Consider the following 10,470-nt stretch of genomic DNA (forward strand, 5'->3'; position numbering starts at 1 on the left):
CAAGTCGGAGTCTTCCTGCGAGGAGCAAGGAGTCAAGATGTTTGATGTTGTCGAACTGTCGCGCTTACAGTTTGCTTTAACGGCGATGTACCACTTCTTATTTGTCCCATTGACGCTTGGCATGGCGTTTTTGCTGGCAATAATGGAAACGGTATATGTACTGTCAGGCAAACAAATTTATAAAGATATGACCAAATTCTGGGGCAAGTTATTCGCAATTAACTTCGCTCTGGGTGTGGCCACCGGTTTGACCATGGAGTTCCAGTTCGGGACCAACTGGTCATATTTCTCCCACTACGTCGGTGACATCTTCGGGGCTCCGTTGGCCATCGAAGGTCTGATGGCGTTCTTCCTTGAATCGACGCTGGTTGGCCTGTTCTTCTTTGGCTGGGATCGTCTGAGCAAAGTACAGCACATGGCGGTAACCTGGTTTGTGGCCTTGGGCTCTAACCTGTCCGCATTGTGGATTCTGGTTGCTAACGGCTGGATGCAGAACCCAATCGCTTCAGACTTTAACTTCGAAACCATGCGCATGGAGATGCTTAGCTTCTCTGAATTGGTGCTAAACCCGGTTGCACAGGTGAAGTTTGTTCACACCGTGGCCGCAGGGTATACCACCGGTGCGATGTTTGTTCTGGGTATCAGTGCCTACTATCTGCTTAAAGGCCGTGATGTCGCGTTCGCCAAGCGTTCGTTTGCCATTGCCTCCAGCTTTGGTATTGCTGCGGTACTGTCTGTTATCGTTCTGGGTGATGAATCTGGTTACGAAATGGGCGACGTGCAGAAAACCAAACTGGCTGCGATTGAAGCAGAATGGGAAACACAGCCGGCTCCGGCGGCGTTTACCCTGTTCGGTATTCCGAATCAGGATAAACAGGAAAATGCCTACGCAATTCAAATCCCGTATGCACTCGGCTTGATCGCTACGCGTTCTACCGATACTCAGGTTACCGGCCTGAAGGATCTGATGGCGCAGCATGAAGTCCGTATCCGCAACGGTATGAAAGCTTACCAACTGCTCGAAGAACTCCGTTCTGGCAATACCGATCCTAACGTTCGTGCCGAGTTCAATAACGCTAAGAAGGATCTGGGCTACGGCATGTTGCTGAAGCGTTATACGCCGAACGTGGCAGACGCCACCGAAGAGCAGATTGCTCAAGCAACCCAAGACTCCATCCCACGTGTTGCGCCGTTGTATTTCGCTTTCCGTATCATGGTGGCGTGTGGCGTACTGATGTTGATCATTATTGGTCTGTCATTCCTCAGTGTTGTGCGTGGGCGTATCGGGCAGAAAAAATGGCTGTTGCGTGCGGCGTTGTATGGCCTACCGCTGCCATGGATCGCTGTTGAGGCCGGTTGGTTCGTCGCAGAGTATGGTCGTCAGCCGTGGGCAATTGGTGAGGTACTGCCAACGGCAGTGGCTAACTCTTCATTGACCGCTGGTGATATTCTGTTCTCGATGGGGCTGATTTGCGGCTTGTACACCCTGTTCCTGGTGGCTGAAATGTATCTGATGTTCAAGTTTGCGCGTCTGGGTCCAAGTAGCCTGAAAACTGGCCGCTATCACTTTGAACAACCGACTGCCGCCGTGCAGGAAGCGCGCTAAACAGGAGTCCATGTATGTTTGATTATGAAGTACTACGCTTTATCTGGTGGGTGCTGGTTGGCGTACTGCTGATCGGTTTCGCAGTCACCGATGGCTTCGACATGGGCGTCGGCATCCTGGTTCGGATTATTGGTAAAACCGATACCGAGCGCCGGGTAATGATCAACGCCATCGCGCCACACTGGGACGGTAACCAGGTTTGGCTTATCACCGCAGGTGGTGCGCTGTTTGCCGCCTGGCCGATGGTTTACGCTGCGGCGTTCTCCGGCTTCTATGTTGCGATGATTTTGGTGTTGGCCGCCTTGTTCTTCCGTCCGGTCGGTTTTGATTACCGTTCCAAGTTGGAAAACAGCCGGTGGCGCAATATGTGGGATTGGGGCATCTTCGTCGGTTCTTTCGTCCCCGCGCTGGTCTTTGGTGTGGCGTTCGGTAACCTGTTACAGGGTGTGCCGTTCCATATGGATGAATACCTGCGTTTGTTCTATACCGGCAATTTCTTCCAGTTGCTGAACCTGTTCGGTCTGTTGGCTGGTGTCGTCAGCTTGACGATGCTTATTACCCAAGGCGCGACTTACCTGCAAATGCGCACAACCGGGGAAATTCACCTGCGTTCACGTGCTGCGGCGCAAATCGCGACGTTGGTGATGGCGGTGTGCTTCTTACTGGCCGGTATTTGGCTGGTGAAAGGTATTGACGGTTATGTGGTGACCTCGGTGCTGAACACTGCAGCGGAGTCTAACCCTCTGCGTAAAGAAGTGGCTCATCAGGCTGGTGCATGGTTGATTAACTACAACAAGTATCCGCTGTTGTGGGCACTGCCAGCGCTGGGGGTGGTATTACCGCTGTTTACCATCCTGTTCTCGCGGCTGGAAAAAGGCGCATGGGCATTCTTGATGTCATCACTCACCATTGCTTGCGTCATTCTGACCGCAGGTGTGACCATGTTCCCATTCGTGATGCCATCAATTACGAATCCAAACATGAGTCTGACAATGTGGGATGCGACGTCAAGCCTGTTGACGCTGAAAGTGATGACCGTGGTGGCGTTGATCTTTGTTCCCATCGTTCTGGCGTACACCTGCTGGGCGTACTATAAAATGTTTGGTCGCCTGGATAAGAATTTCATCGAAAACAACAAGCATTCGCTGTACTAAGGATAAGGAGCTAAACCATGTGGTATTTTGCCTGGATTCTCGGAACGCTTCTTGCTTGCGCCTTCGGTATTATTACGGCGCTAGCGCTTGAGCACAGCGAAGACTCCAAAGCACAGCAAGACGGTAAGTGATGAGTTCACTAGCTGACAAGCTCTACGCTGTCACTGACAAGGGCCCCATTCGGGCCCTTTCATTAGTGTTGGCGCTGGTGCTGGCTGGGTGCGTGTTCTGGGACCCGACGCGTTTTGCAGCGCAAACCAGCTCGTTGGAGAGTTGGCAAAGTGTTCTGCTGGTGTGGGCCGTTTGCGCTGGCGTGATTCATGGCGTGGGTTTCCGCCCGCAACGTAGGGTGTGGCGCGCTTTTTTTGCCCCCTTACCGGCAATGGTGATTCTGGCAGCAGGATTACTTTACGTTTCTTTATAAACTGCCCCACATCCCCGTATTATGGGCTCTCGCAGCCCATAATTATTTTCAATCCCATCTTGTAACCCATTCCCAACCCGATCGCTCTTGCGTATAGTAACAGCGTTAAATTGCATTGGCTTGGAAGTCCCGTGAGTAATACGTTATTTCGATGGCCGGTACGTGTCTACTATGAAGATACCGATGCCGGTGGTGTGGTCTATCACGCCCGCTACGTTGCTTTTTTTGAAAGAGCGCGCACTGAGATGCTGCGACAGCATAACTTTCATCAACAGCAGTTGTTCAGTGAGCAAATCGCGTTTGCTGTCCGGCGCATGACGGTAGATTATCTGCTGCCAGCTCGTCTTGACGATATGTTGGAAGTGCAGAGTGAAATTACTCAAATGCGTGGGGCGTCTCTTACCTTTGCCCAACGTATTGTCAACGCTGACGGCGTTCTACTGAGCCAGGCTGACGTGTTGATTGCTTGTATTGATCCACACCAAATGAAGCCGAGAGCGCTTCCTAAGTCTATTGTCGCGGAGTTTAAGCAGTGACTGACATGAACATCTTAGATTTATTCTTGAAGGCGAGTCTGCTGGTTAAGCTTATCATGTTGATTTTGATATGCTTTTCAGTGGCTTCATGGGCTATCATCATTCAGCGTACTCGCATTTTGAATGCGGCGACACGTGACGCAGAAGCCTTCGAAGACAAATTCTGGTCGGGGATTGAGCTCTCGCGTCTGTATCAGGAAAGCCAGGCACGTCGAGACAGCCTGACAGGCTCAGAACAAATTTTTCACTCCGGCTTTAAAGAGTTTGCCCGCCTACACCGTGCGAACAACCATGCGCCGGAGTCGGTGATCGAAGGGGCATCACGTGCGATGCGCATTTCGATGAACCGCGAATTGGAAACGTTGGAAAACCACATCCCATTCCTTGGTACCGTGGGCTCAATCAGCCCGTATATCGGTCTGTTTGGCACCGTTTGGGGCATCATGCACGCTTTTATCGCGTTAGGCGCAGTAAAGCAGGCGACGTTGCAAATGGTTGCGCCGGGCATCGCTGAAGCATTGATTGCTACCGCTATTGGTTTATTTGCCGCGATTCCGGCAGTGATGGCATATAACCGTCTTAACCAGCGAGTAAACAAGCTTGAGCAGAATTACGACAACTTTATGGAAGAGTTCACCGCCATTCTGCATCGTCAGGCCTTCTCCAGCGACAGCAAATAAGTAGGAGGTTGTATGGCGAGAGTACGCGGCCGTAATCGGCGTGAGCTGAAGTCGGAGATTAACATTGTTCCTCTGTTAGACGTGCTGTTGGTGCTGTTGTTGATATTTATGGCAACGGCGCCAATCATTACCCAGAGTGTGCAAGTTGATCTGCCGGACGCCACTGATTCGAAAACGGTGTCCAGTGATGATAATCCGCCGGTGATCCTTGAGGTGTCCGGTGTCGGCCAATACACCATGGTGGTTGATCATAATCGTATGGAACTGTTGCCGCCAGAGCAGGTGGCGGAAGAAGCTAAGTCACGCTTGGCTGAAAATCCGAAGACGGTCTTTTTGATCGGTGGAGCGAAGGACGTGCCGTACGATGAAATTATTAAGGCGCTGAACATCTTGCATCAAGCGGGCGTCGCGTCCGTCGGTTTGATGACGCAGCCAATTTGACCGTAAGGCGAACGGCAACCTGGCTCCTGCTTTACGCATCAGGAGCCCCGTTTAAGCACCAGTTTTTGGGAATCTATTTTGGTAAAGGCAACTGAACAAAACGATAAGCTGAACCGCGCCGTTATTGTTTCGGTGGTTCTGCACATTGTGTTGATTGCCCTGTTGATTTGGGGATCGCTACAAGAAAACACCGAAATGAGTGCCGGTGGTGGTGGAGAAGGTTCAGTCGTCGGCGCTGTAATGGTGGATCCGGGCGCGGTGGTGGAGCAATACAACCGCCAACAGCAACAGAGTACTGACGCACAGCGTGCAGAAAAACAGCGTCAGAAGAAAGCGGATCAGCAGGCGGAAGAACTGCGGCAGAAACAGGCTGAAGAGCAACAACGGCTAAAAACGTTGGAGCAGGAACGTTTGGCGGCGCAAGAAAAAGCGGCGATCCAGCAAAAGCAGGCTGCGGAGCAACAAAAACAGGCCGCAGAGCAGCAGAAGGCCGCAGAAGCAGCGGCGGCGAAAGCGCGCGAACAACAAAAGGCGTCTGAACAAGCGGCGGCAAAAGCTAAAGCAGAAGCCGATAGAATAGCCAAAGCCCAGGCTGAGGCGAAAAAGAAAGCTGAAGCTGAGGCGAAGAAACAAGCGGCAGCTGACGCTGCGGCCAAGCAGCAGGCAGAAGAAGCAAAGCGGGCTGCGAAAGCCAAGGCAGCAGAAGAGGCCAAACAGAAAGCAGCGGCTGAAGCCAAGAAGAAAGCGGCTGCGGAGGCGGCGAAAAAGGCCGCTGCAGAGGCCAAGAAAAAAGCGGCAGCTGAAGCAGCAAAACAGTCATCAGAGGTTGAAGATTTGTTTGGCGGCTTGGCAGACGGTAAAAACGCGCCCAAAGGTAGCGCTAAACAACAAGGTGACGGCAAGCCTGCAGGGCAGGGCAACGCGAAAACTGCCGGAGCCAGTGGTGCGGAAGTCAGTGGTTATCTGGGGCAGATTACCTCAGCTATCCAGAGTAAATTCTATGATGCCGATCTTTACAAAGGGCGTCAGTGCGATTTGCGAATCAAATTGGCACCCGATGGTTTGTTGATTAGCGTGAAGGCTGAGGGGGGCGATCCTGCCTTGTGTCAGGCAGCGATTGCCGCAGCAAAACAGGCGCGCATCCCTAAACCACCGAGTCAGGCGGTGTATGAGGTGTTTAAGAATGCTCCTCTTACCTTTAAACCACAATAACGGTTGAATACTGCAGGGATGTACTAAGGTAACCAACAGGGATTATGTAGTTTTATTTGAGTTGGTTTGTTAAAATTCTGCTAATTTATCGCAGGCATTCCGCCTGGATAAGGGAGATGAGATGAAGCAGGCATTTCGAGTAGCATTAGGTTTTTTAATACTGTGGGCCTCCGTATTGCATGCGGAAGTTCGCATTGAAATCACCCAAGGTGTCGACTCTGCACGCCCTATCGGTGTGGTGCCATTTAAATGGGCGGGGCCAGGCACACCGCCTGAAGAAGTGGGTAAGATTGTCGGTGCGGATTTACGCAATAGCGGTAAATTCAACCCTATTGATACTACACGCATGCCACAACAACCGAGCACTGCATCTGAAGTGACGCCAGCGGCTTGGACTGCTTTGGGGATTGATGCGGTCGTTGTCGGCCAGGTTCAGCCAGGCGCAGACGGGAGCTATCTGGTTTCTTACCAATTAGTCGATACCTCTGGTTCGCCGGGCAGCGTATTGGCGCAAAACCAGTTTAAAGTGACCAAGCAATGGTTGCGTTATTCCGCTCACACCGTCAGTGACGAAGTGTTCGAGAAGCTGACAGGCATCAAAGGCGCGTTTCGTACCCGTATTGCCTACGTAGTGCAGACCAACGGCGGCAAATTCCCGTATGAGCTGCGCGTAGCGGATTATGATGGTTATAACCAGTTTGTTGTGCACCGTTCGCCTGAGCCGTTGATGTCACCAAGCTGGTCACCAGATGGCAGCAAGCTGGCTTACGTCACCTTCGAAAGTGGCCGTTCCGCATTGGTCGTGCAAACGTTGTCTAATGGTGCGGTGCGTCAGATTGCCTCGTTCCCTCGCCACAATGGGGCGCCAGCATTCTCACCAGACGGTACCCGCTTGGCATTTGCACTATCTAAGAGTGGTAGTTTGAACCTGTACGTGATGAACCTAGCTTCTGGGCAAATTACACAGTTGACCGATGGCCGTAGCAACAATACCGAACCGTCTTGGTTCCCGGATGGTCAGTCGCTGGCGTTTACCTCCGATCAGGGCGGGCGGCCACAGATTTATAAAATCAGTGCAAACGGCGGTGCCGCACAACGTCTGACCTGGGAAGGTGCCCAGAATCAGGACTCTGAAGTGAGCGCCGACGGTAAATTCCTGGCAATGGTGACCACCAATAATGGTGTTCAGCATATTGCTAAACAAGATCTCGGAACGGGAGCCGTCCAAGTATTGACGAATACGTTCCTAGACGAAACCCCAAGTATCGCGCCAAACGGCACCATGGTGATCTATAGCTCGACGCAAGATATGGGCTCTGTGCTGCAATTGGTATCGACAGATGGGCGTTTCAAAGCGCGTCTTCCGGCAACTGATGGACAGGTCAAATCCCCTGCCTGGTCGCCGTATCTGTGATGCATGTGTAAATATGTATGGCAAACTATAAAAGGATCGAAGAAATGCAACTGAACAAAGTGCTGAAAGGGCTTCTGCTGGCACTGCCAGTTCTGGCTGTAGCAGCTTGTAGTTCTAACAAAAGCGCAGACAATGACCAATCTGGTGTAGGCGCAGGCGGCACTGGTATGGAAAGTGGTAGCAGCAACCTGTCTTCCGAAGAACAAGCACGTTTGCAGATGCAAGAGCTGCAAAGGAACAATATTGTTTACTTCGGCTTAGACAAGTATGACATCTCTTCTGAGTACGCTCAGATGCTGGATGCGCACGCCACTTTCCTGCGTAATAACCCATCTTACAAAGTGACCGTTGAAGGTCATGCGGATGAGCGTGGTACGCCGGAATACAACATTGCCCTGGGTGAGCGCCGTGCTAACTCAGTGAAAATGTACCTGCAAGGTAAAGGCGTTTCTGCCGATCAGGTCTCTATCGTTTCTTACGGTAAAGAAAAACCTGCGGTACTGGGCCACAACGCCGAAGCTTATGCTAAAAACCGCCGTGCGGTTTTGGTTTACTAAGAGAATTTTATGAACAGTAACTTCAGACGTCATTTTTTGAGTCTGTCGTTACTGGTTGGCGTAGCGGCTCCATGGGCCGCTACTGCCCAAGCGCCAATCAGTAATGTCGGCTCTGGCTCGGTCGAAGACCGTGTCACCTCACTTGAGCGTATAACCAATGCTCAGGGTCAGCTTTTAAACCAACTTCAACAGCAAGCCTCTGACAACCAGCGCGATATCGATTCACTTCGTGGTCAAATCCAAGAAAGCCAATATCAGTTGAATCAGGTTGTCGAACGCCAGAAGCAAATCTATGCACAAATAGACAGTCTTGGGCAGGGCGGGGCACAGAATTCTACGGCTGCTGCCGCTGAGACCCGTAGTGCGGCCACAGCGGCGGCACCTGCGCCATCAGCCAGTACCGGAGACGAAAACAGCGACTACAACGCAGCGGTTTCTTTGGCACTGGAAAAAAAACAGTATGACCAGGCAATACCTGCGTTTCAGCAGTTTATAAAAAAGTATCCGAAGTCTACTTATCTGCCGAATGCCAATTATTGGCTTGGTCAGTTACTGTATAATAAGGGTAAGAAAGACGACGCGGCTTATTATTTTGCGGTGGTGGTGAAAACTTATCCGAAATCGCCAAAATCCCCGGATGCAATGTATAAGGTCGGCATTATCATGCAGGAAAAAGGTCAGGCTGATAAAGCCAACGCAGTGTTCCAGCAGGTGATAAAACAGTATCCGACGAGCGATGCGGCTAAGCAGGCGAAGAAGCGTCTCGCGAGTTAATGCATAAAAATGAGCCCAGAAGTTGGTCGATTTGACCTGATTTTGGGCTCATTCGTGTGAAGAACAAGCAGTTGAACCCCATGTGCCAAAATTTAGGTTGCGCTGCTCCGATAAATTAGTAATATATGCCGCCGTTGCCAAGACATCTTGCAAGATGTTAAAGCAGCAAGGAAATTGGGTCGTTAGCTCAGTTGGTAGAGCAGTTGACTTTTAATCAATTGGTCGCAGGTTCGAATCCTGCACGACCCACCAATTTTCGATGATTTGGTAAGATGTTAAGTCGTAAAGGATGAGAACCGTTATGGTTCGAGTCGAGCGAAAGCGAGACAACATCACGCAGTGATGGCCCGAAAGGCGAGGCGAAAGCCGAGTAATCCTGCACGACCCACCGATTTTCGATGATTTGGTAAGATATTAAGTCGTAAAGGATGAGAACCGTCAAGGTTCGAGTCGAGCGAAAGCCGAACCATCCAGCATGACGAAAATCAGTTTCCGCTAGGAAGTTTTGCAGTAACCACGCTTGTGGGTGATTAGCTCAGTTGGTAGAGCATCTCCTTTACACGGAGGGGGTCGGCGGTTCGAGCCCGTCATCACCCACCACTGCATGGGTCGTTAGCTCAGTTGGTAGAGCAGTTGACTTTTAATCAATTGGTCGCAGGTTCGAATCCTGCACGACCCACCAATTATTGATGATTTGGCAAAATGTTAAGTCGTAAAGGATGAGAACCGTTAAGGTTCGAGTCGAGCGAAAGCGAGACAACATCACGCATTGATGGCCCGAAGGGCGAGGCGAAAGCCGAGTAATCCTGCACGACCCACCAATTATTGATGCATTGGCAAGATGCAGGATTGTGAAGCAGCATAATTTCTACAATACAGTCTTCTCTTCTGTATTTGTTGTTCAGCAGTAAACCACATCAGTGGGTCGTTAGCTCAGTTGGTAGAGCAGTTGACTTTTAATCAATTGGTCGCAGGTTCGAATCCTGCACGACCCACCAATTTTCGATGATTTGGTAAGATGTTAAGTCGTAAAGGATGAGAACCGTCAAGGTTCGAGTCGAGCGAAAGCGAGACAACATCACGCAGTGATGGCCCGAAGGGCAAGGCGAAAGCCGAGTAATCCTGCACGACCCACCAATTTTCGATGATTTGGTAAGATATTAAGTCGTAAAGGATGAGAACCGTCAAGGTTCGAGTCGAGCGAAAGCGAGACAACATCACGCAGTGATGGCCCGAAGGGCAAGGCGCAAGCCGAGTAATCCTGCACGACCCACCAATTATTGATGTATTGGCAAGATGCAGGATTGTGAAGCAGCATAATTTCTACAATACAGTCTTCTATCTGTATTTGTCGTTCAGCAGTAAACCACATCAGTGGGTCGTTAGCTCAGTTGGTAGAGCAGTTGACTTTTAATCAATTGGTCGCAGGTTCGAATCCTGCACGACCCACCATTCTGCAAGATCCCTCAAAGTATGATCCTGAAACGCATTCTGCCTATAGCACGCGTCGTGCGGGTGAGAACCTGCGTTCAGGTTCGACAAAATCGGCGGGAGCGATTTTGAACAACGCTGGCGTTTGCCCGAAGGGCGAGGCCAGAGGCCGAGTAATCCTGCACGACCCACCATTCTGCAAGATCCCCCAAAGTATGATCCTGAAACGCATTTTGCTTAT

General features: G+C 50.9%; 11 protein-coding genes, 5 tRNA genes and 5 other RNA genes. All 21 read left to right on the forward strand.

Annotation, left to right across the window (positions count from 1 at the left end):
• Nucleotides 1–37 precede the first annotated feature (37 nt).
• The 21 genes from cydA to ACQKDS_RS03060 all read left to right on the forward strand — a co-directional run bounded on the left by cydA (nucleotide 38) and on the right by ACQKDS_RS03060 (nucleotide 10,423).
• Entirely contained in the window at nucleotides 38–1,606 is a 1,569-nt protein-coding gene (gene cydA, locus ACQKDS_RS02960) for a cytochrome ubiquinol oxidase subunit I (protein WP_399665616.1), read from the forward strand.
• A 14-nt stretch (nucleotides 1,607–1,620) separates the two neighbouring features.
• On the forward strand, nucleotides 1,621–2,760 hold the full coding sequence (gene cydB / locus ACQKDS_RS02965) for a cytochrome d ubiquinol oxidase subunit II (RefSeq protein ID WP_399665618.1): 1,140 nt from the start codon (nucleotides 1,621–1,623) through the stop codon (nucleotides 2,758–2,760).
• A 17-nt stretch (nucleotides 2,761–2,777) separates the two neighbouring features.
• Complete coding sequence (cydX, locus tag ACQKDS_RS02970) at nucleotides 2,778–2,891, forward strand: cytochrome bd-I oxidase subunit CydX (RefSeq protein ID WP_021805265.1); 114 nt, start codon at nucleotides 2,778–2,780, stop codon at nucleotides 2,889–2,891.
• Nucleotides 2,891–3,184, forward strand: a complete 294-nt coding sequence (gene ybgE, locus ACQKDS_RS02975; protein WP_399665621.1) for a cyd operon protein YbgE — start codon at nucleotides 2,891–2,893, stop codon at nucleotides 3,182–3,184. Before cydX ends, ybgE begins: the two co-directional genes overlap by 1 nt.
• A gap of 131 nt (nucleotides 3,185–3,315) precedes the next feature.
• Nucleotides 3,316–3,720, forward strand: a complete 405-nt coding sequence (ybgC, locus tag ACQKDS_RS02980) for a tol-pal system-associated acyl-CoA thioesterase (RefSeq protein WP_399665624.1) — start codon at nucleotides 3,316–3,318, stop codon at nucleotides 3,718–3,720.
• Entirely contained in the window at nucleotides 3,717–4,400 is a 684-nt protein-coding gene (gene tolQ, locus ACQKDS_RS02985) for a Tol-Pal system protein TolQ (RefSeq protein WP_039992358.1), read from the forward strand. Before ybgC ends, tolQ begins: the two co-directional genes overlap by 4 nt.
• A 12-nt stretch (nucleotides 4,401–4,412) precedes the next feature.
• On the forward strand, nucleotides 4,413–4,841 hold the full coding sequence (gene tolR, locus ACQKDS_RS02990; protein WP_399665628.1) for a colicin uptake protein TolR: 429 nt from the start codon (nucleotides 4,413–4,415) through the stop codon (nucleotides 4,839–4,841).
• A gap of 78 nt (nucleotides 4,842–4,919) precedes the next feature.
• On the forward strand, nucleotides 4,920–6,053 hold the full coding sequence (gene tolA / locus ACQKDS_RS02995) for a cell envelope integrity protein TolA (protein ID WP_399665631.1): 1,134 nt from the start codon (nucleotides 4,920–4,922) through the stop codon (nucleotides 6,051–6,053).
• 121 nt (nucleotides 6,054–6,174) lie between these two features.
• Nucleotides 6,175–7,467 carry a Tol-Pal system beta propeller repeat protein TolB gene (gene tolB, locus ACQKDS_RS03000; protein ID WP_399665634.1) on the forward strand — a complete coding sequence of 431 codons (1,293 nt, stop codon included), beginning with the start codon at nucleotides 6,175–6,177 and terminating at the stop codon, nucleotides 7,465–7,467.
• Between the two features lie 44 nt (nucleotides 7,468–7,511).
• Nucleotides 7,512–8,024, forward strand: coding sequence for a peptidoglycan-associated lipoprotein Pal (gene pal, locus ACQKDS_RS03005; protein ID WP_399665637.1), 513 nt, complete (start codon nucleotides 7,512–7,514; stop codon nucleotides 8,022–8,024).
• Between the two features lie 9 nt (nucleotides 8,025–8,033).
• On the forward strand, nucleotides 8,034–8,798 hold the full coding sequence (cpoB, locus tag ACQKDS_RS03010) for a cell division protein CpoB (protein ID WP_399665639.1): 765 nt from the start codon (nucleotides 8,034–8,036) through the stop codon (nucleotides 8,796–8,798).
• Between the two features lie 176 nt (nucleotides 8,799–8,974).
• A tRNA-Lys gene (locus ACQKDS_RS03015) sits at nucleotides 8,975–9,050 on the forward strand.
• 16 nt (nucleotides 9,051–9,066) lie between these two features.
• Nucleotides 9,067–9,189, forward strand: a non-coding RNA gene (locus ACQKDS_RS03020) — RtT sRNA.
• Nucleotides 9,190–9,322: 133 nt separating this feature from the next.
• Nucleotides 9,323–9,398: transfer RNA gene (locus ACQKDS_RS03025), tRNA-Val, on the forward strand.
• 6 nt (nucleotides 9,399–9,404) lie between these two features.
• Nucleotides 9,405–9,480: transfer RNA gene (locus ACQKDS_RS03030), tRNA-Lys, on the forward strand.
• A 16-nt stretch (nucleotides 9,481–9,496) separates the two neighbouring features.
• A non-coding RNA gene (locus ACQKDS_RS03035) (RtT sRNA) lies at nucleotides 9,497–9,619 on the forward strand.
• A 101-nt stretch (nucleotides 9,620–9,720) separates the two neighbouring features.
• Nucleotides 9,721–9,796: transfer RNA gene (locus ACQKDS_RS03040), tRNA-Lys, on the forward strand.
• A 16-nt stretch (nucleotides 9,797–9,812) separates the two neighbouring features.
• A non-coding RNA gene (locus tag ACQKDS_RS03045) (RtT sRNA) lies at nucleotides 9,813–9,935 on the forward strand.
• A gap of 16 nt (nucleotides 9,936–9,951) precedes the next feature.
• Nucleotides 9,952–10,074: non-coding RNA, RtT sRNA (locus tag ACQKDS_RS03050), on the forward strand.
• A gap of 100 nt (nucleotides 10,075–10,174) precedes the next feature.
• A tRNA-Lys gene (locus tag ACQKDS_RS03055) sits at nucleotides 10,175–10,250 on the forward strand.
• 43 nt (nucleotides 10,251–10,293) lie between these two features.
• Nucleotides 10,294–10,423, forward strand: a non-coding RNA gene (locus ACQKDS_RS03060) — RtT sRNA.
• Nucleotides 10,424–10,470 lie beyond the last annotated feature (47 nt).

Origin of the sequence: Serratia sp. NPDC078593 (genome assembly GCF_050268245.1) — a bacterium.
In the GTDB taxonomy this organism is placed as follows: Bacteria; Pseudomonadota; Gammaproteobacteria; order Enterobacterales; family Enterobacteriaceae; genus JBNNGK01.

Coding starts and splice junctions, on each gene's coding strand:
- cydA (WP_399665616.1), top strand. CDS start 38: ATGTTTGATGTTGTCGAACTGTCGCGCTTACAGTTTGCTTTAACGGCG.
- cydB (WP_399665618.1), top strand. CDS start 1,621: ATGTTTGATTATGAAGTACTACGCTTTATCTGGTGGGTGCTGGTTGGC.
- cydX (WP_021805265.1), top strand. CDS start 2,778: ATGTGGTATTTTGCCTGGATTCTCGGAACGCTTCTTGCTTGCGCCTTC.
- ybgE (WP_399665621.1), top strand. CDS start 2,891: ATGAGTTCACTAGCTGACAAGCTCTACGCTGTCACTGACAAGGGCCCC.
- tolR (WP_399665628.1), top strand. CDS start 4,413: ATGGCGAGAGTACGCGGCCGTAATCGGCGTGAGCTGAAGTCGGAGATT.
- tolB (WP_399665634.1), top strand. CDS start 6,175: ATGAAGCAGGCATTTCGAGTAGCATTAGGTTTTTTAATACTGTGGGCC.
- pal (WP_399665637.1), top strand. CDS start 7,512: ATGCAACTGAACAAAGTGCTGAAAGGGCTTCTGCTGGCACTGCCAGTT.
- cpoB (WP_399665639.1), top strand. CDS start 8,034: ATGAACAGTAACTTCAGACGTCATTTTTTGAGTCTGTCGTTACTGGTT.